General features: G+C 70.2%; 31 protein-coding genes and 2 pseudogenes. 17 read left to right on the forward strand and 16 right to left on the reverse strand.

The annotated features are described in order from the left end of the window. Positions 1–356: 356 nt before the first annotated feature. Positions 357–1,007, forward strand: a complete 651-nt coding sequence (locus tag LN251_RS30070) for a hypothetical protein (protein WP_458247321.1) — start codon at positions 357–359, stop codon at positions 1,005–1,007. 154 nt (positions 1,008–1,161) lie between these two features. Here LN251_RS30070 and LN251_RS30075 read toward each other — a convergent pair whose 3' ends face one another. Next, positions 1,162–1,407, reverse strand: a complete 246-nt coding sequence (locus LN251_RS30075; protein WP_458248194.1) for a DUF6191 domain-containing protein — start codon at positions 1,405–1,407, stop codon at positions 1,162–1,164. A gap of 165 nt (positions 1,408–1,572) precedes the next feature. Continuing rightward, positions 1,573–1,749 (reverse strand): annotated as a pseudogene (locus LN251_RS30080) (Mu transposase domain-containing protein); the annotation flags it as partial. Positions 1,750–2,076: 327 nt separating this feature from the next. On the opposite strand from LN251_RS30080, the gene LN251_RS30085 reads away from it, so the two are divergent. The 6 genes and pseudogenes from LN251_RS30085 to LN251_RS30110 all read left to right on the forward strand — a co-directional run bounded on the left by LN251_RS30085 (position 2,077) and on the right by LN251_RS30110 (position 8,271). After that, positions 2,077–3,540 (forward strand): multicopper oxidase family protein, encoded by a 1,464-nt coding sequence (locus LN251_RS30085; RefSeq protein ID WP_458247322.1) that lies wholly within the window; start codon positions 2,077–2,079, stop codon positions 3,538–3,540. Positions 3,541–3,901: 361 nt separating this feature from the next. After that, positions 3,902–4,066, forward strand: a pseudogene (locus LN251_RS30090) (transposase); the annotation flags it as partial. A 312-nt stretch (positions 4,067–4,378) separates the two neighbouring features. Then, positions 4,379–6,292 (forward strand): arabinofuranosidase catalytic domain-containing protein, encoded by a 1,914-nt coding sequence (locus LN251_RS30095; RefSeq protein ID WP_458247323.1) that lies wholly within the window; start codon positions 4,379–4,381, stop codon positions 6,290–6,292. A gap of 221 nt (positions 6,293–6,513) precedes the next feature. Then, positions 6,514–7,212: a hypothetical protein gene (locus tag LN251_RS30100; RefSeq protein ID WP_458247324.1), complete on the forward strand. Its 699-nt coding sequence runs from the start codon at positions 6,514–6,516 to the stop codon at positions 7,210–7,212. 1 nt (position 7,213) lies between these two features. Continuing rightward, the gene (locus tag LN251_RS30105) at positions 7,214–7,627 is read left to right on the forward strand and encodes a phage holin family protein (RefSeq protein ID WP_458247325.1); all 414 of its coding nucleotides are present in this window, start codon (positions 7,214–7,216) and stop codon (positions 7,625–7,627) included. Further along, positions 7,603–8,271, forward strand: a complete 669-nt coding sequence (locus LN251_RS30110) for a DUF3618 domain-containing protein (protein ID WP_458247326.1) — start codon at positions 7,603–7,605, stop codon at positions 8,269–8,271. The genes LN251_RS30105 and LN251_RS30110 overlap by 25 nt, the downstream gene beginning before the upstream one ends. A 123-nt stretch (positions 8,272–8,394) precedes the next feature. On the opposite strand, the gene LN251_RS30115 is transcribed toward LN251_RS30110, so the two are convergent. Together LN251_RS30115 and LN251_RS30120 are read right to left on the reverse strand one after the other, a co-directional pair. After that, positions 8,395–8,760, reverse strand: coding sequence for a nuclear transport factor 2 family protein (locus tag LN251_RS30115; protein WP_458247327.1), 366 nt, complete (start codon positions 8,758–8,760; stop codon positions 8,395–8,397). A gap of 10 nt (positions 8,761–8,770) precedes the next feature. Next, on the reverse strand, positions 8,771–9,238 hold the full coding sequence (locus tag LN251_RS30120) for an ATP-binding protein (RefSeq protein ID WP_458247328.1): 468 nt from the start codon (positions 9,236–9,238) through the stop codon (positions 8,771–8,773). A gap of 208 nt (positions 9,239–9,446) precedes the next feature. On the opposite strand from LN251_RS30120, the gene LN251_RS30125 reads away from it, so the two are divergent. After that, positions 9,447–9,764, forward strand: a complete 318-nt coding sequence (locus tag LN251_RS30125; protein ID WP_458247329.1) for an STAS domain-containing protein — start codon at positions 9,447–9,449, stop codon at positions 9,762–9,764. A gap of 257 nt (positions 9,765–10,021) precedes the next feature. Here the strand turns inward: LN251_RS30125 and LN251_RS30130 are convergent, their stop codons facing one another. Together LN251_RS30130 and LN251_RS30135 are read right to left on the reverse strand one after the other, a co-directional pair. Further along, on the reverse strand, positions 10,022–10,954 hold the full coding sequence (locus tag LN251_RS30130; protein WP_458247330.1) for an aminoglycoside phosphotransferase family protein: 933 nt from the start codon (positions 10,952–10,954) through the stop codon (positions 10,022–10,024). Positions 10,955–10,995: 41 nt separating this feature from the next. Next, a complete protein-coding gene (locus LN251_RS30135) occupies positions 10,996–11,436 on the reverse strand; it encodes a DUF6086 family protein (protein ID WP_458247331.1) in 441 nt (146 codons plus the stop codon). Positions 11,437–11,628: 192 nt separating this feature from the next. On the opposite strand from LN251_RS30135, the gene LN251_RS30140 reads away from it, so the two are divergent. The 4 genes from LN251_RS30140 (at position 11,629) to LN251_RS30155 (ending at position 14,439) form a co-directional block, all read left to right on the forward strand. Beyond that, positions 11,629–12,396 (forward strand): class I SAM-dependent methyltransferase, encoded by a 768-nt coding sequence (locus LN251_RS30140; protein ID WP_458247332.1) that lies wholly within the window; start codon positions 11,629–11,631, stop codon positions 12,394–12,396. A gap of 85 nt (positions 12,397–12,481) precedes the next feature. Beyond that, on the forward strand, positions 12,482–12,721 hold the full coding sequence (locus LN251_RS30145; RefSeq protein WP_058928647.1) for a hypervirulence associated TUDOR domain-containing protein: 240 nt from the start codon (positions 12,482–12,484) through the stop codon (positions 12,719–12,721). A 13-nt stretch (positions 12,722–12,734) separates the two neighbouring features. Beyond that, on the forward strand, positions 12,735–13,082 hold the full coding sequence (locus LN251_RS30150) for a DUF3140 domain-containing protein (protein WP_458247333.1): 348 nt from the start codon (positions 12,735–12,737) through the stop codon (positions 13,080–13,082). A 130-nt stretch (positions 13,083–13,212) separates the two neighbouring features. Further along, positions 13,213–14,439: a cytochrome P450 gene (locus LN251_RS30155; protein WP_458247334.1), complete on the forward strand. Its 1,227-nt coding sequence runs from the start codon at positions 13,213–13,215 to the stop codon at positions 14,437–14,439. A 63-nt stretch (positions 14,440–14,502) separates the two neighbouring features. Here the strand turns inward: LN251_RS30155 and LN251_RS30160 are convergent, their stop codons facing one another. From LN251_RS30160 to LN251_RS30185, 6 genes are all read right to left on the reverse strand, one after another. Then, a complete protein-coding gene (locus LN251_RS30160) occupies positions 14,503–15,765 on the reverse strand; it encodes a cytochrome P450 (protein ID WP_458247335.1) in 1,263 nt (420 codons plus the stop codon). Continuing rightward, entirely contained in the window at positions 15,762–16,379 is a 618-nt protein-coding gene (locus LN251_RS30165; protein ID WP_058927504.1) for a GTP-binding protein, read from the reverse strand. The genes LN251_RS30160 and LN251_RS30165 overlap by 4 nt, the downstream gene beginning before the upstream one ends. Further along, entirely contained in the window at positions 16,360–16,716 is a 357-nt protein-coding gene (locus tag LN251_RS30170) for a DUF742 domain-containing protein (RefSeq protein WP_058928645.1), read from the reverse strand. Before LN251_RS30170 ends, LN251_RS30165 begins: the two co-directional genes overlap by 20 nt. After that, a complete protein-coding gene (locus LN251_RS30175) occupies positions 16,713–17,132 on the reverse strand; it encodes a roadblock/LC7 domain-containing protein (RefSeq protein ID WP_058927503.1) in 420 nt (139 codons plus the stop codon). Before LN251_RS30175 ends, LN251_RS30170 begins: the two co-directional genes overlap by 4 nt. A gap of 121 nt (positions 17,133–17,253) precedes the next feature. Further along, the gene (locus LN251_RS30180) at positions 17,254–19,002 is read right to left on the reverse strand and encodes an ATP-binding protein (protein ID WP_458247336.1); all 1,749 of its coding nucleotides are present in this window, start codon (positions 19,000–19,002) and stop codon (positions 17,254–17,256) included. A 382-nt stretch (positions 19,003–19,384) separates the two neighbouring features. Next, positions 19,385–20,380 carry an NADP-dependent oxidoreductase gene (locus LN251_RS30185; protein WP_458248195.1) on the reverse strand — a complete coding sequence of 332 codons (996 nt, stop codon included), beginning with the start codon at positions 20,378–20,380 and terminating at the stop codon, positions 19,385–19,387. A gap of 134 nt (positions 20,381–20,514) precedes the next feature. Here LN251_RS30185 and LN251_RS30190 point away from each other — a divergent pair, with 134 nt between their 5' ends. After that, positions 20,515–21,060, forward strand: coding sequence for a TetR/AcrR family transcriptional regulator (locus LN251_RS30190; protein ID WP_458247337.1), 546 nt, complete (start codon positions 20,515–20,517; stop codon positions 21,058–21,060). 33 nt (positions 21,061–21,093) lie between these two features. Here LN251_RS30190 and LN251_RS30195 read toward each other — a convergent pair whose 3' ends face one another. After that, positions 21,094–21,324, reverse strand: a complete 231-nt coding sequence (locus tag LN251_RS30195) for a hypothetical protein (protein WP_458247338.1) — start codon at positions 21,322–21,324, stop codon at positions 21,094–21,096. 114 nt (positions 21,325–21,438) lie between these two features. Between LN251_RS30195 and LN251_RS30200 the strand changes: the two genes are divergently transcribed. The 4 genes from LN251_RS30200 to LN251_RS30215 all read left to right on the forward strand — a co-directional run bounded on the left by LN251_RS30200 (position 21,439) and on the right by LN251_RS30215 (position 24,434). Continuing rightward, a complete protein-coding gene (locus LN251_RS30200) occupies positions 21,439–21,540 on the forward strand; it encodes a putative leader peptide (protein WP_458247339.1) in 102 nt (33 codons plus the stop codon). A gap of 102 nt (positions 21,541–21,642) precedes the next feature. Beyond that, on the forward strand, positions 21,643–22,749 hold the full coding sequence (locus LN251_RS30205; RefSeq protein WP_458247340.1) for an aliphatic sulfonate ABC transporter substrate-binding protein: 1,107 nt from the start codon (positions 21,643–21,645) through the stop codon (positions 22,747–22,749). Positions 22,750–22,783: 34 nt separating this feature from the next. After that, positions 22,784–23,569, forward strand: a complete 786-nt coding sequence (locus LN251_RS30210) for an ABC transporter ATP-binding protein (RefSeq protein WP_458247341.1) — start codon at positions 22,784–22,786, stop codon at positions 23,567–23,569. Further along, the gene (locus LN251_RS30215; RefSeq protein WP_458247342.1) at positions 23,556–24,434 is read left to right on the forward strand and encodes an ABC transporter permease; all 879 of its coding nucleotides are present in this window, start codon (positions 23,556–23,558) and stop codon (positions 24,432–24,434) included. The genes LN251_RS30210 and LN251_RS30215 overlap by 14 nt, the downstream gene beginning before the upstream one ends. 13 nt (positions 24,435–24,447) lie before the next feature. Here LN251_RS30215 and LN251_RS30220 read toward each other — a convergent pair whose 3' ends face one another. From LN251_RS30220 to LN251_RS30230, 3 genes are all read right to left on the reverse strand, one after another. Then, entirely contained in the window at positions 24,448–24,876 is a 429-nt protein-coding gene (locus LN251_RS30220; protein ID WP_458247343.1) for a cytidine deaminase family protein, read from the reverse strand. A 17-nt stretch (positions 24,877–24,893) separates the two neighbouring features. After that, on the reverse strand, positions 24,894–25,433 hold the full coding sequence (locus LN251_RS30225; protein WP_458247344.1) for a hypothetical protein: 540 nt from the start codon (positions 25,431–25,433) through the stop codon (positions 24,894–24,896). Positions 25,434–25,537: 104 nt separating this feature from the next. After that, a complete protein-coding gene (locus LN251_RS30230; protein WP_458248196.1) occupies positions 25,538–26,758 on the reverse strand; it encodes an acyl-CoA dehydrogenase family protein in 1,221 nt (406 codons plus the stop codon). Positions 26,759–26,792: the final 34 nt, after the last annotated feature.

Consider the following 26,792-nt stretch of genomic DNA (forward strand, 5'->3'; position numbering starts at 1 on the left):
AGCCCTTGCGCAAGGCCACTTCGTTGTCGCGGTCGACCTCCGCGCGTGCTCGTCGAGACAGTCGCCGAGTCGGCGGGCAGAAGCTGTCTGTCTCGCTGGCTCGCCTGCCGCACGACATATACCCCGCCGCACACAGCTCTGCTCCTCGACCGAGGCCACCACCCCATTTGTTGAATTTCAGCCATGCGGTGGAGAACAATGCGCATGTCTTCCGTACTATCGCTAAGACACAGGTGTGCAGCAGTAACGGCTGCCGCGAACCTGGCTATCAGGATGAACAGCACACGCATGAAATTCCGCACATGCCGCAGCCTGCTACCCACCGGCCGTGGCGCCAGGGAAAGGGTGTGAGCACGATGTCCGAAACCACAACCAACACCACCGAGTTGACGTCGCAGTACAGCACGCAGGTGGCCGGCGACCTTGAGCGCAACCTCAAGGAGCAGGAGCGCGTCCAGGGCGAGATCGAGGCACTGCAGGCGCAGTTGACCGCCCTGCAGCAGGACCAGACGGTCCTTGTGAACATCCAGCAGGCTCTGGGAGGCCCGGCGGCATCCGTCGAGCCGGAGCCGGAGGCCGTCGCGGCGGTGCCCGCTCCTCGCAAGCGCAAGACATCAGCCGCACCGGCCGCGGCCAAGCCGGCTCGGGCTCGCAAGTCCTCCGCCCCGGCCCGCAAGTCCTCCGCCCCGGCCCGCAAGCGAGCGGCCAAGAAGAGTGCCGCCGCGTCACCGGCCGCTCAGGCACCTTCGACCAAGCTCGTCGATCTCGTCCGCGAACACCTGGCCGGACTCAACGAGCCCCGCTCCGCCGCCGAGATCGCGACCTCCCTGGAACAGCAGCATCCCGAGCGCGAGTTCAAGGCCAAGATCGTGCGCCTCACCCTCGAAGGGCTCGTGGCCAAGAACCAGGCCCAGCGCACCAAGCAGGGCAGGTCCGTCTTCTACACCACTCCGGAGACCTCCGAGCCCGCTCAGCAGAGCGAGCAGGCGGAACAGCAGCCTGCCTGACCACCGTCGGGGAGCCGCTTCGACGGCCGCCATGTGATCACGGTGCCGCGCGGAAGGCCCACGCACAGCCGCACTCGACCAGACCCGCGCCCTGGTCGAGTGGGCCACCGTGGCCCCGCCTCCCGTGCGCCCCGCACCCCTTGGGGGTGTTGCCTCATCGGTCGCGGCAAGGCATCCGGACGACCGCGGTTCCTCCGTACAGGTCCACCGTGGTCCTGTTCGGCGGAGCTCCGTCGTCCTCGCCGTCCGGCATGACCAGGGCCGACTGCCGCTCCTTCAACTCGTTCTGCTTGCCGGGCGAAAGACTCGCGTGCAGCTGCTCGAACCCGGTCGCCGCCACCTGCCCCTGCCGCACGCCGTTGCGCCACGGGAGCACGCCGGCCCGCCCCGCGCGCAGCATCAACTGGTCGGCGAAGGCCAGCAGAGTCAGGACGACGACCAGCCCGGGCAACGGGGACACCGTTTGGTAGGGCTCCCCGCGACGAGCCTCGAGCAGGACCAGCCTACGAGCGCCCCTTCTTGCGCGTACGCATGCGGGCGTCACGGGCGACACGCTGACCTCCGCGCGGCCGTCGTAGACGACCACCCCGAAGACGTGCAGCAGGACCCACACCTGCCGTCCGATCAGCCGCACCGGGACCGAGTGGCGAGTGATACGGACGCTGACCTGTCCGGAGCGGTCCACCCGCAGGCCGGACCAGCGGCCGGCCTTGAACGGCTCGTCAGGAAACGGCCTGAGCAGCGGCTATTCGGTGGCGAATCACTTGCCCACGGTCCGCGGCCTGGCGCCGACGCGACGCCGATTGTCTGCGGCATCCCATGCGTCTCGGCCAGGTTGGTATCTCGGGGACCGGACCAGGCGGTTACGGCGGAAGCGTCCGACGTCGCCCTCGACACCGCCTCCCGGGCCACTTCAGCATGCCGGACGTGGGCGGGTGGGGTGCCGTCTGGGACGGGCGGAGCGGATCTCCTCGCTCCGCCCACCACCGCTCAAGGCACACCTGCTGAAGTCGGCACCCACCGCGCAACACTCCCCGTCCCAAGCGCGGCCCGTCGATGAAGGAGAACCATGCCCACGCGCCGTTCCGTACTGACCGCGGGCCTGACCGCAGCCGGCTCTGCCGCCTGGACCGCAGGTGCCCTCGGGCCGCTGCTGCGCAACCGGCACACGCCGGCCACCCGCCCCGTCGCGGCCACCGCGCCCCTGGTGCAGAAGTACAGTCTGCCCCTGCCGCTGCCGCGGGCGCTCCAGCCCTACTCGACAGCCGACGGCACAGACCGCTACCGCCTGACCATGCGGCCGGCCCGCGCACAGATCCTGCCCGGCCTGTGGACCGACGTCCTCACCTACGGCGGCCACTTCCCCGGTCCCGTCATCCGCGCCCGCTCCGGCCGCCCCGTCACGGTCGAGCAGCACAACGCCCTCGACATGCCCACCTCGGTCCATTTGCACGGCGCCTCGGTGTCCGAGCAGGACGACGGCAAGCCCATGCTCACCATCGCCCCCGGCCAGCAGCGCACCTACACCTACCCCAACAACCAACCCCACGCCTCCCTGTGGTTCCACGACCACGCCCACCACATGGAGTCCGAACACGTCTACCGCGGCCTGGCCGGCACCTACCTGCTCACCGACGACCTCGAACAAGACCTACCCCTGCCCACCGGCCCCTACGACATCCCCCTGGCCATCCGCGACGCCCGCTTCGACGAAAGCGGCCAGCTCATCTACGTCATGGGCGACCACCCCAACCGCACCACCCTGCTCGCCAACGGCCGCGCCTACCCGTACCTCCGCGTCGCCGCCCGCACCTACCGCCTGCGCCTGCTCAACAGCGCCAACCTGCGCTCGATCCGCCTGCGCCTTGCCGACGGCTCCGACATCGTCCAGATCGGCTCCGACGGCGGCCTGCTCCCCCGCCCCCACACGACCGACGCCATCGCCCTCTCGCCCGGCGAACGCGCCGACGTCATCATCGACTTCTCCCGATACCCGCTCGGCACTCAACTCATCCTGAACAACACCAACCTCGAAGGCGGACCCGCCGACCAACTCAGCGAGGTCATGCGCTTCGACGTCGTGCGCACCGCCGTCGACCACAGCGAGATCCCCGCCCAGCTCCGCACCCTGCCCCCACTGCCCACCCCCACCGCCGAACGCACCATCACCCTGCACATGGACGAAGACGGCCGCCCCGACCCCCAGGGCTACATCAACGACAAGACCTACGACCCCGACCGCATAGACACCCTGATCCGCCACGGCGCCAGCGAGATATGGACCGTCACGAACACCAACCAGTTCGTCCCGCACAACTTGCACCTCCACCTGGTGCAGTTCCGCATCCTCGAACGCGACGGTCAGGCCCCGGGTCCCGCCGAGTCAGGCCTCAAGGACACGGTGATGGTGATGCCGGGTGAGACAGTGAAACTGCAGGCGACGTTCGACACCTACCGCGGCACCTACCTCTACCATTGCCACCTCATCGACCACTCCGCGATGGGCATGATGGCCCAATTCAAAGTTGCTTAAGGCTCCTGCGGGCCCCACACACAGACCCGGCCCGGGGCCCAGCACACCCCAGACACACCGCCCCACCCGGGGCCTCAGCGCCCCGGACTCCGGGACCCCGCCGATCCACCGTGCGGATCCGGGCCACTTCTCAAGGTGCCGCCGCCCCAACCAGCGGTCTCCTGGCCCCAGTGAGGTACGGCCAATGCCGTCAACGGTGGGCGAGTGCGGAGCGACGAAACCGCGACGCCAGCCAGTGCGGCACACAGCCACGGGCGGCGATACTGACCAGCAGTCGGACTACAGCAGCCGGACGCGCCCATCGCTCGACGCGTGGTTCGTGCCGGTGCCACGAACACGTGCGGTGCGCACGGCGGGCAATGAGGGAGTCAGCTCCCGCCACCTGCGCGCCGAGTACACCGGCCGCATCAACCGCATCGGGCTGGGCTCCGTGTTCTGGTCCCGCTCCTACTTCGCCGGATCGGGCGGCGGCGCACCACTCAGCGCCGTCCGTCACTACATCGAGGGCCAGAAGCGGCCCACCTGACCGTCATCGAAGATGCGCAGCGAACTCCAGCGCTGCGCGCCTCCGGTCGAGGATGCGTTTCCCTCCCCGGCTGAAGCCGGGGATACCCACGCAAGATCAGGGATGGCACAGTGTCCCCGCGGCTCGATGCTTGCGGTCAACCTCCGACGGCAGTGGATGCCCCTGCCACCCTCTTTGGTCTGTACCAAAAAAGGCAACAAATATTGACCTTCTCGAACAGCGTGCGTAGGTTCCGGGCGTGCCGATCGAAGAGTCGCACCGTCATGCCAACGGCGCGTCCACCCCCGCTCGTCGAGCATCGAAGGGACTTCCATGCACGGTTCCCCTCCTGCCTCTCGGGCTGTCATGCGCCCGCCAAGAACGCCACTACGCCTCCTCCGGCGTCCGGCGCGCGCACCCTGGCGGTCCGCGGCCACCCTGCTGAGCGCGTTGGTCCTCGCCCTTGGCGCCCTGCTCGGTTTCCCCGCCGCCTCCGAGGCGGCCGGTTCCCTCCCCTGCGACATCTACGCCGCGGCCGGCACCCCGTGCGTGGCCGCGCACAGCGTCACCCGCGCCCTGCTGTCCTCGTACAACGGACCGCTCTACCAGGTGACCCGCGTCTCCGACGGAGCCACCAGCGACATCGGCCTGCTCGCGCAGGGCGGTTACGCCGACGCGGGGGCGCAGGACGCCTTCTGCGCCACCAGCGGCGGCTGTCGCATCACGAAGATCTACGACCAGAGCGGCCGTCACAACGACCTCACCCCCGGCCCCGCGGGTACCGCCGGCACGGGCGCCGACCGCGGCGCCGACGCCTCCGAGATCTCCGTCAGCGCGGGCGGCCACAAGGTCTACGGTCTGTGGATCTCGCCCGGTGTCGGCTACCGCTACACCGGTGTCGCCTCCGGCGTCGCCGTCAACGGCCAGCCCGAAGGGGCCTACATGGTGGCCAGCGGCACCCACGTGGGCTCCGCCTGCTGCTTCGACTACGGCAACGCCGAAAGCACCCCGGCCGACACCGGCAACGGGCACATGGACGCCGTATCCATCGCCACCACCTGCTACTTCGCCCCCTGCACCGGAACCGGTCCGTGGATCGAGGCGGACCTGGAGAACGGTATGTTCCAGGGCGGCAACGGCTCCAACACCGCCAACCTGGGAAACAAGTCGACCTTCGTCACCGCCGTCCTGAAGAACAACGGGCAGACCAGATACGCGCTCAAGGGCGGCAACGCGCAATCCGGCGGCCTGACCACCTGGTGGGACGGGGCGCTGCCCACGCGAGGCGGCTACCAGCCCATGCACCAGGAGGGCGGCATCATCCTGGGCATCGGCGGCGACAACAGCAACTGGAACCGGGGCACGTTCTTCGAGGGCGTCATGGTCTCCGGCTATCCCACCGACGCCGCGGAGAACGCCGTGCAGGCCAACATCACCTCCGTCGGCTACAGCGGCGAGACCGACGTCCCGAACGGGCCACAGGGCACCGTCACCGGACCGGGCGGCACGTGCATGGACGTGGCCGCCGACGACACCGGCGTCAACGGCGCCGCCGTCCAGCTGTGGGACTGCCAGACCTACGCCGAGGACCAGCACTGGACCCACAACCCCGACGGCTCCCTCTCCACCCTCGGCCGCTGCCTCGACATCGAGAACAACGGCACGGCGGCCGGGGCCAAGCTCGAACTGTGGGACTGCAACGGCGTCGGCGGTCAGAAGTGGGTGCAGCAGGCCGACGGCTCCCTGCGCAATCCGCAGTCCGGGCGCTGCCTCGACTCCCCCAGCGGCGCCACCGCCAACGGCACCCGCCTGCAGATCTGGGACTGCAACGGCGCAGCCGCGCAGAAGTTCTCGGTCAACGGCGGCGGGACCGTCACCGGGCCGGGCGGCAAGTGCGTCGACGTCGCCGCCGACGACACCGGCGGCAACGGCGCCGCCGTCCAGCTGTGGGACTGCCAGACCTACGCCGAGGACCAGCACTGGGTCCACCAATCCGACAACTCCCTCTCCACCCTGGGCCGTTGCCTGGACATCGTCGGCAACGGCACGGCGAACGGCACCAAGGTGGAACTGTGGGACTGCAACGGCGTCGGCGGCCAGAAATGGGTCCAGCAGGCCGACGGCTCCCTCCTCAACCCCCCGTCCGGGCGCTGCCTCGACTCCCCCAACGGCGCCACCGCCAACGGCACCCGCCTGCAGATCTGGGACTGCAACGGAGCCACCGCCCAGAGGTTCGGCCTGAGCTGAGCCGAGCGAGCCGGGCTCGCCGCACCGGCGGCGAGCCCGGCTGTCCGAACAGAAACCCTCACGACGTGACATAAAAGCAATGAGCTGATTTATGTGTCGACCCCCGGCGGATTGTTACTCGGGGCTGCAGCGGATGCATGGCCGAGGGACCCGAACGCCATCACGGCCACCGGTCTTACGGATCGCCCATGGAACCACTCCGCGGCAGGAGGAACGTCGTAATGAGTGATGCCGAACAGGACCGTGCCGAAAGGCTCAGGGAAACCGGTGAGACGGCCAGGACCGAGGCCACGGCCACCGCCGACCAGGCAAGGCAGGCTGCGGGGCAGATCAAGGAAACCGTCGCGGACCAGGGCAAGGCCGTGGTCGGCGAGGCACGGCACCAGGCCGGCCGCGCCCTCGACGACCTGCGCAGCCGCACGGTGGCCGAGGCCGAGGAACAGGCCCGGCGCGCCGCGGGAGTACTACGCCAGTGGTCCGACGACATAGGGGGCCTCGCCGATCACGCGCCGGGTGACTCCCCCGCCCGCAACCTTGCCTCCCAGATCTCCGACAACGGTCACCGGGCCGCCGACTACCTCGAGAAACAGGGCGTCGACGGCGTACTGACCGATCTTCGCCACTTCGCCCGCAGGCGGCCGGGCGCGTTCCTGGGCGGCGCTGTGCTGGCGGGCCTGGCGGTCGGACGACTGGCCAAGGCTGCGGGCCGGGCCGGACAGTCGTCGTCCGGGCAGCGCGGTTCGGCGGCGACCTCCGAGCTTCCGCAGCAGCCCAACGAGACGGCTGTCCCGCCCCTTCCGCCCGCCTCCGTGCCTCAGGCCCCGCCGGTGCCGCCCGTACCGCCGGCCGGCGCACAGGCGCCGTACCCCTTCGAGCCGGCGCAGGACCCGCCGCCGATTCGGCCCTATCCGGAGGTGTGAGATGTCCTCGTTCCCCCGGGACCCGGCCGAACACGGGCAGGACAGGTCGGTGGGCGAACTGCTGTCGGCGGTGACGTCCGATGTCCAGACGCTGTTCCGCCAGGAGATCGAACTGGCCAAGGCCGAGGTGAGGCAGGAGACGACCAAGGCGGGCAAGGCGGCCGGCATGTACGGCGGCGCGGGTTTCGCCGGCTACATGGTGCTGCTGTTCCTGTCCCTGGCCGCCGTACTGGGCCTGTCCAACGTCATGGACGGCGGCTGGGCCTCCCTGATCGTCACCGGAGTGTGGGCGATCGTCGCTGCAGTGCTGTACCAACGCGGCCGCACCCAGATGCGCACCGTCTCGCCCACGCCTCAGCAGACCGTCGAAACGATGAAGGAGAACGCCGAATGGGCACGTCACCCGAGCGGATAAGGGCCGACATCGATGCGACCCGCGACCAACTGTCCGCGAACGTGGACCAGCTGGCCGACCGGACCAGCCCTCGTCGCATGGTGCACCGCCGGGCCGAACGGGCGAAGGGCACCTTCACGGGCCTGCGGGACCGGGTCATGGGATCCGCCTCGCACACCGCTCACGGGGTCAAGGGAGGTGCCAGGTCGGCGGCGGACTCGCTGCAGGACAGTGCCGGGCAGGCGACCGACTCGGTGCGCGAGACCGCGGGACAGGCGGGCGACGCCGTGCGACGGGCACCCGACCAGGTCATGCGGCAGACCCAGGGAAGTCCCCTGGCCGCGGGACTGATCGCCTTCGGTGTCGGTGTCCTCGCCTCCTCCTTGCTGCCTGCCTCCTCCACGGAGGAAGAAGCGGTCTCCGCTCTCATGGAACGCGAGGGGGAGGCACTGGAGCCGGTCAAGCAGGCCGCCCTGGAATCGGCGCAGCACCTCAAGGAAGGCGCGAAGGAAGCCGCGCAGACGGCTACCGAAGAGGTCAGGTCCACCGCCGCCGACGCCGCTCGCGCCACCCAGGAAGAGGTACGCGACCAAGGCACACAGGTGACGGATCAGGCGCGCGCGTCGGGGCAGCAGATCACCGATGAGGCCAGGCAACAGCGCTGAGCAGTCACCGACCGTCCACTGGCCAGAGCCCGTTGTCCACGCATGTGTGCCTGGACAACGGGCCTTCTGTTGCGGGCCTTCTGTCGCGCACCCTCTGTTGGACGGGAACCGGCGGACGGCAGCTCAGTCCGTGAGCGTGCCCTGGTGGAAAAACACCCGCCAGCCCGCCTCCGTAAGACGCCACAGCGAGCTCCGCCACACCCGACGACCCTGATTGTCGGCGAAGTACGTCAGATGGACGACACCCGGCGCGAGCACCACTCCCGCCATGTCACGGACCTCGACAGGAGAGTCCGCCGACACCGAACCGCCGCTCATCACCGTGAGGATCGACTCCGCGTCCCACCGGCGTCCGGAGGCCCCGATCTCGGTGAACTCCGGATCCAGCAGCGCCAGCACACGCTCCGGCGAGGCACGCACCTCGGGGTCGAGAAGCCGCAGCTCCCCGTCGATCGCCGCCTGCACAGCCCGTTCGTTCTCCGTCGTCATGCAGGTATTGCTACCGGCCAGGGGCGGTGTCCTTCAACGTGATTCGAGCGGTGATGCGTTTGCCGGACGGCTCACGGCGGGCGTCGACGCTCTGCGCGAGGGCCGTCACGATCTCCAGACCGTGCTGCCCCACCCGCCCGGCGTCGGCACCTCGCGCCACCGGCAGCGCCGGCTCCGAGTCCCACACCACCACCTCCACCACCGCACCGGTCACCCTCAGGTGCAGCAGTATCGGTCCCGGTGCGTACTTGCAGGCGTTGGTGACCAGCTCGCTGACCACCAACTGCGTCAGGTCCAGCGCCCGGGCGGACACCTCGACACCGCGCTCGGCCTGGACGTGGGCGAGGAAGTCCGCCGCCAGATGGCGGGCGCGGGCGATGCAGGCGCCGTCCCCGTCCAACGCGACGGACGTCTGCAAGCCACGCAGACCGTGCCGGAGCGCGGTACTGTCGCGGTCGACCGTCGGCCCTGGATCCATCACCGTCGCCTCCACTCCCCGTTTCACACCTACGCGTGTACCCGTACACGCGGGCCTGACCCTCCGCCACCCCCGGATGGCCCACCTCGTACGTGCGTCACCCGTACGGTGTGTCGCACCATTCTGGCCCAGGCTTTCCCGCCAGTATCACCGGCATGGACGAGGACACGTGACCGAACCGACCAGATCCCCCGCCAGGCTGTCGGTCGTGACCGCCACCACCGACGGCATCCGTGTGCTTCGCCTGACCGGTGAGATCGACCACGACACCGGGGTGATCCTCCGCCACGCCCTGGAGGCGGCCGACGGCGCCCGCCCGCGCACCGTCCTCGACCTGAGCCGGCTGACCTTCATGGACTCCACCGGCATCAACATCCTCATCGCCGCCCACCGCACGCACCTGCAGGCCAACGGCTGGCTGCGTCTGGCCGCCCCCAGCGGGTCGGTCCGGCGCACCCTGCAGATCGTCGGCGTGGACGACATCATCGACTGCCGCGAGACCCTCCACCAAGCCCTCGGCCTCTGAACGTCTCGGGCCGCCGCACCTCTTCGGCCGGGACAGCAGCGAAGGGGGCCGCTGCCGAGGGACGGGCGGTGTGCCGCAGCGACTCGGGGATGGCCACGACACCCGCACCTCCACACCCCGAGGCGCGCCAGGAGGATCACGCCCCGGGGGTGACCATCGAATGCCCCACCCCTGCACAACCAGTCTGCGCCGAACGGGGGAAACGTCCTCCTCGGCCTCAGACGGACGACCGGCTCCCTCCACCCGAAGGTCCCGGTCTACGAGGATCCGGTGAGCATCTCGGCCAGGCGGTCGACGAACTCGGTGAGCCAGTCCAGCCGCGGTCCGCTGCGGGCGATACGAAAACCGTGACGGCGGCCCCAGAAGGCAGCCCGGACGGCATGGAACTGGGCCCACCGCTGGACAGCCCCGCGGTCGAGTTCCGCGGCCTCCGCGAAGACGTCCAGGACGCGGTGGACGGCCCGGCCCAGGTCGTCGGCTTCCAGGAGTGTCAGGGCGCGTGACTTCAGCAGGGTGCCGCCGTCGTAGGCGGGGTCTCCCGCGTATCCCTTGGGATCGACGGCCAGCCATGGCTCGCGGCCGGCCCGCAGGATGTTGCGGGCATGCAGGTCGCCATGGATGAGCGTGTCCGGCTGGGTCCGCCCCAGCTCACGAACGGTCTCCAGGGCGGCGTCCAGGACCCGGCGAGGCAGCGCGTGCGGGAACTCCCCGGCGTCCTTGCCCAGCTCCTCGTCCCAGGCATCGGCCTGTTCGCGCAGCCGGGGCAGGCCAGACGGTGCGGGGATCGCCAGACGGCGATTGAGCCGCCCCGCGACCGCCACCACCTCGTCGCCGTCCTCGATCTCGGCCAGGGTCGACGGCCGCACCCGCTCCAGCAGCATCGCGAACCGTCCGTCGTCGCGCTCGTGCAGCAGGACGGCACCGCGTCCGCCCCATGCCACGAACGCGTCCGGCTCATGGACGTTGCCGGGATGCGGGAACGACACCTTCACCACGGCGCTCTCACCGGTCGCCCGCCGCACGGGCACGATGACGCCGACACCGCCGTGTCCCACCTCGCCGTCCGGCACACACCCCCAGCGCCCCAGCAGTTCCTCCACGATCCCGGGGAGCGCGGCGAGCCACGCCGCCCCCGCCTCCCCCTCGCGGTCGATGGTGCCCCGTGCGAATTCCTCCGGCATCGCGATCACTCCGGCACCCTACGCGCCGGCGCAACCCAGGCGGCTGCGGGTCACCGAGGCATGGAACGCGCCAGCTCCTGCGCCTTCTGCCGCAGGCGCGACGCCCATGTCTCGCCGTCCGGCGGTGCGGACAGGCCCGTGGGCGACGACACCTGCACATCCGTGAGCGCGCCTTGGGGCGGGGCGCCGAGCAGGGCCCGGTCCACGGGGATGCCGGCCCGCTCGGCCAGGACAAGCGTCGTGGCGGTGAAGCCTTCACCGAGGGCGAGGATGATGGCGTGGCCGGTTCTTCGGTGTTGAGCCAGCAGGGCATTGACGAAGATCTCGAAGGCGGCCGGGTCCATCCGGCACTCGTCGTTCTCCATCGGCCCGAATCCCGATGCGAGCCCCAGCTCCGCCTCGAACACGGCCACTTGGCGCAGGAACAGGCGGGCGACTCCGTTGGACGGGTTCCACACCGTCTCGTCGCCGATGTCGAAGTACTGGCTCATGACGGCCACCTTTCCGGTCGATCATGGCGGGCCGGCGTAACCAGCCCGACAGAGGGCATCGCGGGAAGCATCTCCTCCCTGCGAGGTCGACACGAAACGGCGGTCGCCGCGACCGCCCGCCGTCGCGTCTTTCCCGGGTCTACTCTGCGTCGAGTGAACGCAGACGATGCGAACCGGCGATGGACAGCGTCCATGCCCGAGGCCTATGAACGTCACCTGGTACCGGCCCTCTTCCGTCCCTTCGCGGCCGCCCTGGCCGCAAGGGCGGCCGTGTTTCGGCCCGGCAGGATCCTGGAGCTCGCCGCCGGAACCGGAGCGCTGACCTCGGCTCTGCTCACCGCCGTGCCCGAGGCGTCGATGGTGGCGACCGACCTCAACGAAGCGATGGTCACCGCCGGCTCCGCACGCGAGCCGCGCGCGCACTGGCAGCAGGCGGACGCCCAGCAACTCCCCTTCGAGGACAGCTATTTCGACCTCGTCGTGTGCCAGTTCGGAGTGATGTTCTTCCCCGACCGGCCCACCGCCTACGCCGAGGTGGGCAGGGTCCTGGCACCGCCGGGACGGTTCGTGTTCAGCAGTTGGGGCCCGCTGGCGGCGCACGGTTTCGACGACGCCTTCCAGACCGCTCTGGAAGAGTGCCTGCCCGGCGAAGCACCTCCGTTCCTGAGGGAGGTGCCCCACGGCTACACCGATCCTGCCGTCGTTGCCTCCGACCTGACGGCCGCCGGGCTGACCCTGGCCGACGCCGAGGAGATCACCCTGGACGGCGTCGCGGAGTCGGCCGCGTCCGTCGCCACCGGCTTCCTCAACGGCACGCCGGTCAGCGCCGCCCTGCAGGCCCGCCCGGACGCCGAGACCCTCCAGGCCGCCGTGACCCGGAAGATGACGGACCGCCTCGGACCCGGCCCGGTGACCGCACCGATGACCGCGACCATCTACACGGCACTGCATCGGGCATGAGCCTGCCCACTCCGGATGCGGACCCCGGTCACCGCCCCCAAGGTGGTGGGTGGACGAGTACCGACCCGCATGCAAGGAGTCCGTGATGGCGAAGAACAAGGACAACCGGGGGAAGAAGGAGCCGGCTAAGGGCGACAAGGTCGCCTGGAGCAGTCACGGCAGCGAAACCACCGGCACCGTCGAGAAGAAGATCACCGAGCGGACGAAGGCGGCCGGGCGCACCGTCGACGCCTCCGAGGAGGAGCCCCAGTACGAGGTCCGCAGCGACAAGTCCGGACGTACGGCGGTGCACAAGCCCTCCGCGCTGAAGAACAAGAAGAAGTAGGCGACGGGCCGACGTGACGAACGACGACGACAAGCGCGAGACCTGGGACAGCTTTCGCGAGCTGGTGAACATGACACCCTCCTCGCTGGAGAAGTGGCTCGCCACCGACGACTCCGAGGCCGCCGGCCGGCACAAGGACGGCGGCGAGTCGACCGGGCACGCCTCCGGCCGGGCCATCGCGGACATCCTCCGCAAGAAGAAGGGCGACCTGACGGACGCGGACTACGCGCACATGCGCAAGGTGAACGGGTACATCCACCGCCACCTCGCCCAGCGCCCCGAGGGGGACGTGCGTGACACGCGCTGGCGCCACTCGCTGATGAACTGGGGTCACGACCCGCTGGCCGACAGCGGGAAGTAGGCACGGGCGAGCGGCGATTTTCGGCCAGCCATTGTCCATTACTCAACAGTCGGCCAGGACACGGCTGTTGCGTGCGGGAGATGATCAATAACCTGAGGCGACCGGTTCGTCACTGCCCTCAGGGAGCTCCATGTCCACCGCCCAACAGGTCCCCGACATCCTCTCGCCCGAGTTCGCCGCGAACCCCTACAGCGCCTACCGCGTCATGCGCGAAACGGCTCCGCTCATCTGGCACGAGCCCACCCAGAGCTGGATCATCTCGCGCTACGACGACGTGGAGCGCGTCTTCAAGGACAAGAAGAGCGAGTTCACCACCGACAACTACAACTGGCAGATCGAGCCGGTACACGGCAAGACGATCCTCCAGCTCAGCGGACGCGAGCACGCGGTGCGCCGGGCACTGGTCGCCCCGGCGTTCCGCGGCAGCGACCTGCAGGAGAAGTTCCTGCCCGTCATCGAGCAGAACTCCCGTGCCCTGATAGACGCCTTCCGCCACACCGGCTCCGCCGACCTGGTGGCCGATTACGCGACCCGCTTCCCCGTGAACGTGATCGCGGACATGCTGGGCCTGGACAAGGCCGACCACCCGCGTTTCCACCGCTGGTACACCTCGGTCATCGCCTTCCTCGGCAACCTCTCCGGCGACCCCGAGGTGACCGCGGCGGGCGAGCGGACCCGGGTGGAGTTCGCCGAGTACATGTTCCCCATCATCCGGGAGCGCCGCGAGAAGCCCGGCGACGACCTGCTGTCCGCGCTGTGCGCCGCCGAGGTGGACGGCGTGAAGATGAGCGACGAGGACATCAAGGCCTTCTGCAGCCTGCTGCTCGCCGCGGGCGGCGAGACCACCGACAAGGCCATCGCCAGCATCTTCGCGAACCTGTTGCTGCACCCCGAGCAGCTTGCCGCCGTCCGCGAGGACCGCAGCCTGATCGCCCGCGCGTTCGCCGAGACGCTGCGCTACACCCCGCCCGTCCACATGATCATGCGGCAGTCGGCGGCCGAGGTCGAACTCAGCGGCGGCACCATCCCGGCCGGCGCCACCGTCACCTGCCTGATCGGCGCGGCCAACCGGGACGAGAACCGCTACAGCGAGCCGGACCGGTTCGACATCTTCCGCGAGGACCTGACGTCGGCGACCGCCTTCTCGGCCGCCGCCGACCACCTCGCCTTCGCCCTCGGCCGGCACTTCTGCGTGGGCGCCCTGCTCGCCAAGGCCGAAGTCGAGATCGGCGTCGACCAACTCCTCGACGCCATGCCCGACATGCGGCTCGCCGAGGGCTACGACCCCGTGGAGCAGGGCGTGTTCACCCGGGGCCCGCAGTCCCTGCCGGTGCGGTTCACGCCGGTGACCGGCTGACCCTCGCGCAAGCCCGGAGGGTGGGCGCCCCACAGCCCACCCCGTCCCCCGCCGGCCCGGACGCTAGTGCACCACGGGGGTGAACTGCACCGGCAGCGAGGTCAGTCCCCGCATCCAGATGGACGGCCGCCAGGTCAGCTCCGCCGGCTCCACCGACAGCACCAGGTCGGGCAGCCGCTCCAGCAGTGTCTCGACCGCCGTACGGGCGATGACGTCGGCCAGCAGCGGGGCCGGGTACGGGCAGCGGTGCTCGCCGTTGCTGAACGACAGATGCGCGGCGTTCTCGGCCCCGACATAGGAGTCGGGCCAGATCTGCGGGTCGGTGTTGGCCGCGGCCAGCCCGAGCACCAGACAGTCGCCGGCCCGGATCTGCCGCCCGCCCAGCTGGGTGTCGCGCACCGCCCAGCGGCCGATGAAGTTCTGCGTCGGCGTGTCCAGCCACAGCACCTCGTTCAGTGCCTCACCCACACTGAGCCGGCCACCCGAGACGTTCAGGGCGAAGCGCTCGTCGGTGAGCAGCAGCCTGAGGGTGTTGCAGATCCAGTTGGCCGTCGGCTGCTGGGCGGCGGCGATGACGGAGATCAGGTCCTGGACGATCTCCTCGTCGGTCAGCCCGGCCGGATGGAGCACGATCCGCGAGGTGACGTCCGGTCCGGGTCGGTCGCGCTTGTCCTTCACCAGCTGCTGGATCCGCGCACCCACCCGCCCGTACGCGGCCACCGGGTCGTCGCCCTCCGCCGCGTCGAGGGAGATCCGCAGGTCCTCCACGAGCTGCTGGGTGTCCTCGCCGGTCGCCGGCATCCCGCACATGCGCACGGCGGCACGCATCGCCAGGGCGTGCGCGTAGGCACTCATCAGCTCCGCCTGGCCGCTGCCGGCGAAGTCCGAGATGAGCCGGTCGGCGATCTGCTGGCAGTCGCGGGCCAGCTCGAACTGGTCGACGCCCTCCAGCGCGTCCGTGATCACCCCCGCCCGCCGCCGGTGCTCCTCGCCCTCGGTGAACAGCACCGACGGCTGGTATCCGACGAACGGCATCAGCGGCCAGTCGGCCGGGATGTGCTCCCACTGGTTCCAGCGCCGCGAGTCCCTGGCGAAGAGCTCGTCGTGGCTGGTCACATAGCTGACCTCGGAGTAGCCGAGCACCAGCCAGGCGGGAATGTCCCCGTCCAGCAGCACGGGAGCCACCGAGCCGTGCCTCCTGCGCAGTTCGCGGTAGAGCTGCGACGGCGTCTGCTGGTACTCCAGACCACCCAGGCGGACCGCGCCCGGGTGGGCGGGGCAGCCCGCGGGGACTTCGGGCGGGGAGGAGGATCCGGCGTCGGTCACGGTGTCGTCTCCCGGGTCATGGCCAGTTCGTAGAGATGGTTCACGAGGGTGATCAGCACGTCCTTGCCCGACGTCCTGACCCGCGCGTCGCAGTCGATCAGCGGCACGTGCTGCGGCAGGGCGAGCGCCTGGCGGATCTCGTCCAGGGAGTAGCGGGAGGGGTCGTCGTCGAACCGGTTGACGGCCACGACGAACGGCGTCTTGTGGTGCTCCAGCCGGTCGATGGCGTACCAGGAGTCGTCCATCCGGCGCGTGTCGACCAGGACGACCGCGCCGAGCGTGCCGGAGAAGAGGCGGTCCCACAGGAACCAGAAACGCTCCTGGCCCGGGGCGCCGAAGAGGTAGAGCACCATCTGCTCGTTGAGGCTGATCCGCCCGAAGTCGAAGGCGACCGTGGTGGTGGTCTTCGCCGCCACCCCCTGCGTCTCGTCCACGCCGACGCCGGCCTGGGTCATCACCTCCTCGGTGTTGAGCGGCCGGATCTCGCTGACCGAGCGGACCAGGGTCGTCTTGCCGACTCCGAATCCGCCCACGACGACGATCTTCAGGCCGGTCTCGGCAGCGTCGGCCAGGGGCGTTCGCCGGGAAGGCAGCTCAGAGGTTACGGAGCCCATGGAGCACCTCCTTGAGAAGGGCGGAATCGGGGAGCGAGGCGACGGACTGCGCCGCGCGCGGATGGCGGGCGGTGATGCGGCCCATGGCGAGCAGGTCGCCGAGCAGGATGCGCACGACCGTGATGGGCAGTCCGAGCTCCGCGGAGACCTCGACCACGGCCGTGGGATGCCGGCAGAGGTCGAGGATGCGAGCGTGCTCCGACTGCATGCCGCTGGTCGGCTCGCACTCACTGACCACCAGGGTGACCAGGTCGAACGAGTCGTCGGCGCGGCTGCGTCCGCCCGTGACCGTGTAGAGCCGGTCGGGATCACCGGTGTCCACGGGCTTGCGCGTCACGACGAGGCACTCTCCTGGATGCGCTGGCGTGGCTCGGCCCGCAGATGCTCGCCGATCTGCTCCACCAGCTCGGTCATCTGATGGCCGACCACGCCGGGATCGGCGTTCTCCTCGGCGAGGACCGCGAGATGCGCTCCTTCACCGGCCTCCACGATGAACAGCAGGCCGCCGTGGAACTCGGTCATGGAGTGGCGGACGCCGCCGGACCCGTCGCCGAACTCGACAGAGGCTCCCTGCGCGAGGGCCTGGATGCCCGAGCAGATCGCCGCCAGCTGGTCCGCCTGGTCGAGCGTCAGGTGCTCGGTCCAGCACAGCTTGAGGCCGTCCCGGGACAGGACGAGGGCGTGCCGCGTGCCGGGGGTGCGCTCCAGAAGGTTCTTCAGGAGCCAGACGAGGCTGTTGTCGGTGGTCTGCATGGTGGGTGATGGGGCGGTAGTGCCCGGCTGTCCGGTCACCGACCCGTTCCTCCAATCTCAGGAAGTCGAGCGGGGGCATGTGCGCCAGAGCCCTGGGCGCCGTACAGGGAAGGAGAGGGGCCTACGCGCCGGGTGGCGGCTCGTCCTCGGGGCGGCCTCCGGCACCGGAGGTCCCGGTGCCGGCCTGGCGACCGCGGTGGAAGGCGCCGAAGCTCGCGCCCGCGTTGCGCGGTGCGGGGCGTCCGCCGGACCGGTCCTCGTCCCGGGCGGGGGCGTCGGCGCGTGCCCTGCGCTGCTGCCGCTCCTGTTCGGCCTCGGCCATGGTGCGGCCGGGGGCGCGGACGGGCAGACCGTTCGGCGTGGAGCCCGCGGCACGCTGGTGCGTATCGGGTTCGGGGGCCGCCGGCCGCGCGGCGGGGCGTGCGGCGGGCGGCGGCGCGGTGGCGGGCACCTCCGCGGCGGCGGGCCCGGGTGTCGCGACCGCGGCCGCCGTCGGGCGCACGCTCTCCCGCGGCGCGGGTTCGCGCTGCTGGGCGAGGAGTTGCAGGGGCAGCAGTACGACGACGCCGGTGCCGCCGCGCGAGGAGGGGCGGTAGTTGACGCTGATGCCGTACTTGACGGCGAGCCGTCCGACGACGGCCAGGCCGAGCCGGGTGCCCTGCAGCGTGGCGAGGTCGGTCATCCGCCCCGACACCGCCTCCTCGGCGCGCCGCATGGCAGCGTCGGCCATCTTCAGGCCGCTGTCCTCGATGGTGACGACGATGCCGGCGCTGCGTTCCTCGACGTAGACATGGACTTCGTCGATGGGCGGCGAGAAGTTGGCGGCGTTGTCCATCAGTTCGGCGAGCAGGTGCATGACGCCTTCGGCCGCGAAGCCGGAGATCGCGGCGCTCGTCGGGCAGTGCAGTCGTACACGCTGGTAGGCGGCGATACGGCCGACCGCGCCGCGCAGGATGCTCTCCATCACGATCGGCTTGTTCCAGGCGCGGCTGGCGCGACCGCCCATGAGCAGGGCCAGCCGGTCGGTCATCAGGCCCAGCTGCGAGGTGCTGTGGTCCAGCTTCAGCAGGTCACCGAAGACCTCCTCGCCGTGCCGCTCCTGCATGTCCCGCAGGTCGGCGAGCATGCTGACGGCCTTGGCCTGCACCCGGCTGAGCGCCTTGGCCGAGGCCGCCTGGGCGGCGGCGGCCCGTCGTTCGCTCTGGGCCAGTTCGCGCACGAACGACTCGGCGGGCCGGTACAGCAACGGCAGCCGCGGCCAGTCCAGTTCGGCGAGCACGGTGTCGGCGGAGTTGCCCTCGCGCAGCATGGCGACCGCGGCGGGCAGGGTCTCGGTCGTCAGCCGTTCCAGTTCGGCTGCGCCCGCGTCCAGTTCGCGCCGCACCTGTTGCCGTTCGGCGTCCAGGGCGGCGGCCTGCCGGACGTCCTGCTCGACCGTGGCGGCGAACGCGTTGACGATGAGCCGCAGTTGGGGCTCGGAGGGCACCGGCATGCCGGCGAGCACCTCACCGGCCCGCGCGCCGTCCCGCAGCCGCTTGGCGACGGCGGGCAGTGTCACGTTCCCCAGGTGGGCGGCTTCCGCCGACTGCTGTGACAACTGCGCCTTGAGATGGGCGACTTCCGCGGTCAGCGCCGTGGTGGACCGGCCGGAGCGGCGCAGCAGCACGGCGCTGGAGAGCACGACGACCGCCATGAGGAGCCAGGCGACCAGGGCCGTGACGAGCGTCCAGGTACGGGCGTTCGCGGGTGCCATCGCGACGGCGGCGCCGGCGCCGGCAGCGCCCACCAGCAGTACGGCCAGAGGTGCGACCGGCACGGCACGGGGCGGTTTGACTGACCCATGCTGACTGGGCGGTGCAGGCACGGACATTCAGCGGTCCTCGGTCCTGGGAACGGGAAACGGAAAAACAGGCTTGGCCGACACGCGACGGTTCGATCCGGAGGACCGAACACCGGCTCATGCTAGTCATTCCTCAGCACCCCGAGATCGGACAAGCTGCATAGTCCGCCCACGATTCGATTTCGTCGCGATCACGTCGCTTCGACAGATCGACGTGATAGAGACCGTTCCGCATCCGGAACGCCCGACACACCCCGGATGTCCGCTCGGAGCGGCCCCGTCACCCGATCAACCGGCGACCGAATTCGCTCTCCGGAACGTCTCGTTCACGACAGGAACGCTGGTTTTCGGCCAACTGCGTGCACAGAAGACACTTCACGCGCCGGCAGCCGCAGTTCGACCGACTCGAACCTCATCGGACCGTGAGGACGACCTTGCCCTGGATGTGCCCCCGGGCAGCACGCTCGTGTGCCGCCCGGGCATCCGAGAGGGCGAACGTGCCGTCGATCGCGACGCGGACCGTTCCCTTGTCCAACAGCCTCCCCAGTTCGGCGAGTTGCGCGCCGCTGGAGCGGACCTGTGCGGTCGACACCGTCACGCCCAGCTTCGTCGCCTCTTCCTCGGCGACCTCCGCGGGGAAGACGGGGAACAGGGAGCCGCCGCGGTTGAGTGTGCGCAGAAAGCGGCTGCCGGCGGGGCCGCCCACGGTGTCCAGGACGAGGTCGAGGTCGTGGACCAGGTCTTCGGGACGATGCTTGGTGTAGTCGATGAACCGGTCGGCGCCGAGTTCACGGAGGAAGGCCTCGTGCGCGCTCGATGCGACAGCGGTGACATGTGCGCCCTTCCACTTCGCCAGTTGGAGCGCGAGGTGCCCGACGCCTCCGGCGGCGCCGTTGACGAGGACCGTCGTGCCGGTGTCGAGGGCTGTCGGGCGATGCGGGGCCCGCTGGAAGGGCGAGGGGTGGTCGTGGCCGACCTCGATCAGGAACTGCCACGCGGTCAGCCCGGCCATGGGCACGGCGGCGGCGTGCACGTGGTCGACGCCGGCCGGTTTGTGGGCGAGGTCCGACGCGGGCGCCGCCACGTACTCGGCGTACGCGCTGCCGTCGAAGCTGGGGAAGCGCAGCAGGCCGAAGACCTCGTCCCCGGGGGCGAAGTCCTCGACGTCCGGGGCGACGGCCTCGACGACACCCGACACGTCCGTGCCCGGGATCACCGGCAGGCTGACCGCCGACCCCTTCTCCCCCGGCATCTCGGTCAGCCCTCCGCGCAGATACCAGTCCGGAGGATTGACGCCGGCCGCGTGCACGCGGACCAGGACCTCACCCGCTCCCGGCTCGGGGATCGGGGCGTCTTCGTACCGCAGCACCTCGGGCCCGCCGTGTTCATGGAGCCGGACGGCTTTCATGGTGGGTGTCGTGGGTGTCGACATCGCTCACTCCTGCCCGCATCGCGGGATAGGCTTATTCGGATCAGCGATCCACATAAGTGGACCACTGATCCGAATATATGGACCACTGATCCGGATAGCAAGAGGGACACATGCGGGCCGACGCCAGGAAGAACCGCGACCACCTCCTCGCCGTGGCGGGAAGCGCCATCACCGAGCAGGGCGTCGAGGTGTCCCTGCGCGACATCGCGCGCAGGGCTGACGTCGGGCTCGCGACGCTGCTGCGCCACTTCCCCACGCGTGAGGCACTGCTCGACGCACTCCTGCGGGCGAGCTTCGAAGAACTCACGGCCAAGGCGGGCGAGCTCGAGACGGCGAGTTCGCCCGAAGAGGCCCTCGCCTCATGGCTGCGCGACTGCGTCGCCTGGACGACCGAATACCGAGGGGTGACCGAACTGATGGCGGCAGCCATCGACGACCCCGAGTCCGCACTCCACGCCGCCTGCGTCACCCTGCGCACGGCCGGTGCACGGCTGCTCACCCGCGCCCAGTCCGCGGGGCAGGCACGCGACGACATCGACGGTGCCGACCTGTTCGCGCTGATCGCCGCCCTCGCCTGGCTCGGCGACCAGCCGTCGCTCGCACCGCGCGCCGGCCACCTCGTCGACGTGGTCGCGGGGGCGATCCTCGCGAAGTGATCGTGATGACCCTCACCCCCACGACCACGCTGCTCAAGCGGCGCCTTCGGACACCCAGGTGCGGAACAGACCGAGCGCCTCGGCCAAGCTGACCGGCCCGCACGCGGTGCGGAACGTCCGCTCGCTCGTCCAGGCCACGAACCAGCCGCGCTCGCTCCGGTCGACCCGCCGCCGGGCGTAGTCCCTGTCGGCGAGCGCCCAGCTCCTCGCCCCCTGCTCGGCGGCCGCACGGACAGGGCCCCCAGCTGGGCAAATCTCACGCATCTCAATACGCGAGATCCGTCTGTCCATCATATGAACACGCCCTTGGGCTCGGCCCTTCCTTCTGTCACGATCCCTAGCAAGCAGGTAGGAAAACTAGGGATCTCGGGGGTGGGTATGAGCGCGCGTGACTTCGCAGAGCCGTCGCTGCCTCTGCTGACCTCGCGGCGTCACATCGACCTCCGCCGTACGTCCAGCGCCATCTGTCGCCTTGTCTGAGGCCGTCCGCAACACCGGCCAGGTTCAGATAAGCGCCCCAGGGCCGCACACGCCCCGTCGCGCCGTACGCCTTTCCCTTCCTTCCCCTGAGAGGACACCTTCGTGTCTGCCGCAAGACCGCTCGCCACCCTGCGCACCCTCGCCGCCATAGCGACGCTCCCCCTCCTGCTCACCGCCTGCGGTTACGGCTCCCAGGCGAAGAGCGACGACACCGCCAAGGTCGCCGCCGGGGCGAAGAAGATCGACGGTCTGGATTCGGTCAGGATCGGCTACTTCGGCAACCTGACCCACGCCACCGCGCTGGTGGGCCGTGAGCAGGGCCTGTTCCAGAAGGAGCTCGGAGCCACCAAGGCCGAGTACGCCACCTTCAACGCGGGCCCCTCGGAGATCGAGGCGCTCAACTCCGGTTCCATCGACATCGGTTGGATCGGTCCGTCCCCGGCGATCAACGGCTACACCAAGTCGGACGGCAAGAACCTGCGCATCATCGGCGGTTCGGCATCCGGCGGCGTGAAGCTGGTGGTCAACCCCAAGAAGATCACGTCGCTGAAGGACGTCAAGGGCAAGAAGATCGCCACCCCGCAGCTGGGCAACACCCAGGACGTGGCCTTCCTCAACTGGGCCGCGGAGCAGGGCTACAAGATCGACCCGGAGAGCGGCAAGGGCGACGTCACGGTCGTCCGCACCGACAACAAGATCACCCCGGACGCCTACAAGTCCGGTTCCGTCGACGGCGCCTGGGTGCCCGAGCCGACCGCCTCCAAGCTGGTCGCCGAGGGCGGCAAGGTCCTGCTGGACGAGTCGTCGCTGTGGCCGGACAAGAAGTTCGTGATCACCAACATCATCGTGTCGCAGAAGTTCCTCGACGCCCACCCCAAGGCCGTCGAGGCGGTGCTCAAGGCCTCGGTCGAGTCCAACAAGTGGATCAACGCCAACCCGGATGAGGCGAAGGCCGCGGCGAACAAGCAGCTGGAGGCCGACTCCGGCAAGGCCCTGCCCTCGAACGTCCTCGACCCGGCCTGGTCCTCGATCAGCTTCACCGACGACCCACTGGCCGCCACCCTCGACACCGAGGCCGCCCACGCCGTCAAGGCCGGACTGCTCACCAAGCCCGACCTGAAGGGCATCTACGACCTCGCTCTCCTCAACAAGGTCCTCAAGGCCGAGGGCGAGAGCACGGTCGACGACGCCGGTCTCGGCGTCGGCTGACACAGGTCCGACGAGATCCCAGGAGGTGACGACCATGGCCACGATCACGACGCTCGCCAAGGCCGACGAGACGGTCGGGCAGGCCGCCCGCATCGAGCACGTCTCGAAGTCCTTCGCGACCCCCGCCGGGCAGCAGCTCGTCCTGGACGACATCAGCCTCGATGTCGCCCCCGGCGAGTTCGTCACCCTCCTGGGCGCCTCCGGCTGCGGCAAGTCCACCCTGCTCAACCTGGTCGCCGGCCTGGACCGGCCCAGCACCGGCACCATCACCACCGACGGCCGCCCGGCCCTGATGTTCCAGGAACACGCCCTGTTCCCCTGGCTGAGCGCGGGCAAGAACATCGAACTCGCCCTCAAACTCCGCGGAGTTGCCAAACCCGAGCGCCGCGAGCGCACCGAGGAACTGCTGGAACTCGTGCGGCTGACGGGCGCGTACGGCAAGCGGGTGCACGAGCTGTCCGGCGGCATGCGCCAGCGCGTGGCGATGGCCCGCGCGCTCGCGCAGGACAGCCGGCTGCTGCTGATGGACGAGCCGTTCGCCGCGCTGGACGCCATCACCCGCGACGTGCTGCACGACGAACTGACCCGCATCTGGGCCGAGACGGGCCTGTCGGTGCTGTTCGTCACCCACAACGTGCGCGAGGCCGTCCGGCTGGCCCAGCGGGTGATCCTGCTGTCCTCCCGCCCGGGCCGTATCGCCCGCGAGTGGCGGGTCGACATCCCCCAGCCGCGCCGGATCGAGGACGCGCCCGTGGCCGAACTGTCCCTGGAGATCACCGAAGTCCTGCGTGGGGAGATCCGCCGCCATGGCCAGCACTGACACCACACCGGCCCAGGACGCCGGGAGCGTGGAGGCCGGCCTCGACGCCCTGGAGACCACCACCACCGGACGGACGCCGTTCCGGAAGACGTTCGTCGACAAGATATTGCCGCCGATGACGGCGATCGCCGTCGTCCTCGTCGCCTGGTACGTGCTCTACCCGATCGTCGACGATCCCTCGAAGCTGCCGTCGCCGGGCGCGGTGGCCGGCACCTTGAGGGAGTCCTGGCTCAGCGGCACGCTGCTGGGCTACATCTGGACGAGTGTCTCGCGTGGCCTGCTCGGCTTCTGCCTCGCCCTGCTCATCGGCACCCCGCTCGGCCTGCTGGTCGCCCGCGTGAAGTTCGTCCGCGCCGCCCTCGGCCCCATCCTCTCCGGCCTGCAGTCCCTGCCCTCCGTCGCCTGGGTACCCCCCGCCGTCATCTGGCTCGGCCTGAACAACTCCATGATGTACGCCGTCATCCTGCTCGGCGCCGTCCCCTCCATCGCCAACGGCCTCGTCTCCGGCGTCGACCAGGTCCCCCCGCTCTTCCTGCGCGCCGGCCGCACCATGGGCGCCACCGGCCTCAAGGGCACCTGGCACATCACCCTGCCCGCCGCCCTGCCCGGCTACGTCGCCGGCATGAAACAGGGCTGGGCCTTCTCCTGGCGCTCCCTCATGGCCGCCGAGATCATCGCCAGCTTCCCCGACCTCGGCGTCGGCCTCGGCCAACTCCTCGAAAACGCCCGCACCGCCTCCGACATGGCCATGGTCTTCGAAGCCATCCTCCTCATCCTCTTCGTCGGCATCGCCATCGACCTCATCGTCTTCAGCCCCCTCGAACGCCGGGTCCTGCGCAGCCGCGGCCTGCTCGTGAGGAGCTGACCGAACGACTCGGCTACGGCAAGGGCATCTGTTCGGCGTCGAGTTGATGGTCGGCCCAGACGTAGCTCTCGGGCAGCAGGTCGGAGATGAGGACGGTTCGGGTGCGGTCACCCGCGCCGACGATGACCTTCAGAGCAGGGAAGTAGTCGAGCAGGACCTGCCGGCAGCGGCCGCACGGGGGAACGACCCCGCGGTCGCGGTCGCCGACGGCGACGATGGTGTCCAGCTGGTAGACGCCCTGGGCGGCCGCCGTGCCGATGAGGACCAGTTCGGCGCAGGGGCCTCCGGTGAAGTGGTAGGCGTTGACCGCGGTGACGATGCGGCCGTCCGGAGCACGGCCGGCCGCCGCCATGGTGTGGTTGTCACCGCGGCAGCGGGTACGCGCGACCTGGGCGGCGGCCTGGATCAGTTCGTGGTCGGGCTGTTGGATCTGCGTGGTCATCTTCTCTGCCTTGTGTGTCAGTCGATGCTGTTCGCCCATGCCGCCAGCACCGCGAAGTCGTCACGGGTGAGACCGCGTCGGGGGTCGACCCGATGCAAGAGGGCGAGGCCGTCATGGTGGTCCTTCACCCAGGCTCGGTCCGCCTCGGTGATCTCGTCGTCGATCCAGGCGAACGTACGGCCTGCTGCCCACGCGACGGTCTCGGGCGTCTTCCAGAACACGCCGTCCGCGGGCTCGGGTCGCGGTGAGGGCCAGCTGATGAAGGGCAGTTCGGGCAGTCCCAGGACCGGTGCGACGAAGACGTTGGCCTCCTGCTCCCACGTCGTCGCCCACACGAGGTCGTAGGGAAGTGCCTCCAACTCCGGGCCGTGATCCGGGTTGAGCCACACCCGCAGCGGCTTGACCGGCCGGTTCGGCAGACCCCACTCTGTCAGGCGCCGCCGCTCGGCGGCCTCCCAGCGCGGGGTCAGCAGACGGTGCGTCCGATAGCCTTCGGGCCGACGGTACGGCTTCGCGGCGTACGGGTTCAGCGGCCCGTCGACATCCACCAACAACACCGGCGGCACCGGCTCATCCCCCTCGCTCCCAGGCCACACGGTACCGGCCGGCGATGAGATCGCCCAGCGAATACGGCGGCCCGGTCAGCCGACGACGGGCGTCGTCATGCCGGAAGCGCGAAGGGCGGGTGTGCGCCGTTGAGGAAATAGTCGCCGACCTCGCGCAGCCGGTGGGTGCGCGGCTCGCGCAGGGTGTGGGTGCGGGCGTTGCGCCAGAAGCGGTCGAAGCCGGATGGAGAGGAGGCGGCAGAGGCGCCGATGACGTCCAGGGCGCGGGTGGTGACCTCCTGCACGACGCGGGAGGCGGCGGCCTCGGCCGCGCTCGCGAGGACGGTGATCTCCGCGCACTCCTCGTCGTCGAGGGCCTCTCCCTGTGCGAGGCCGCGGAGCAGGGCGTCCACCGCCTGGTCGGCGAGGGCGGACGCGGCCCGGGCGGTGACGGTGAGTTCGCCGTAAGCGACCAGTGCGTGCGGGTCCTGCGGTGGGCTGCCGGGCCACGGCTGGGCGGAGAAGGGCTGCCAGGGGGACTTCACGATCCGGCCGTATTCGCGGACCTCGTCGAGCATGCCCTCGGCGATGCCGAGGCAGACGTGGGCGGAGACCAGACGGGCGGTCGGCGCGGCGAGACAGGCGAAGGGCGACAGGACGCCCTCGTCCGGTGAGAGCGAACCGAGTACGTCGTCCGCCGCGACGGGCACCGAGTCGAACTCGACGCTCCCGCCGGCCGCGAGCCGCTGCCCGAAGGTGTCCCCGCCGCTTCCGGTCACGACGCCCGGGCGGGCGGGGTCGACGAGGACGGCCAGCGGCTCGGCGGTGCCGGATCTGAAGGCGCGGACCAGTAGCCGGTCGGCGACCCCGACTCCGGTGGCGAGACTCTGGTAGCCGTCCAGCAGATGGCCGTCCGCCGTGGGGATCAGCATGAGCGGCGGTTCGTGTGCGGCGATGCCGCCTCCCCAGCACCACTGCCCCGCCGCCGACTCCCGTTCGACACGGGCGATGTGGCCGGGCCCGGCGAGGAAACGGGAGCTGGAGGAAAGGAAGTAGTGGCTGCCCAGCAGGTGGCCGATGGCCCCGTCGGCCGCTGCGACCGTTCGCACGACCGTGTAGGCCGTACGCCAGTCCGCGCCCCCTCCCCCGTGCTCGGCCGGTACCAGCAGCGACAGCAGGCCCGCGTCACGCAGCCGGGTGACCTCGTCGAGCGGCGCCTTGCCGGCCTGCTCGCGTTCGACCGCGTCGGTGGCGAGGTCGTCGGCCACCTCACGGGCGATGAGCGCCCAGTCGGCCCGCGGCCCGGCTGCCGCTTCGGTCGCGTCGTCCGCCGTCACCGTCACGCTTGCCCCCGCTCAATACGACCTTCGA

The organism is Streptomyces sp. MAI_2237 (assembly GCF_054189285.1).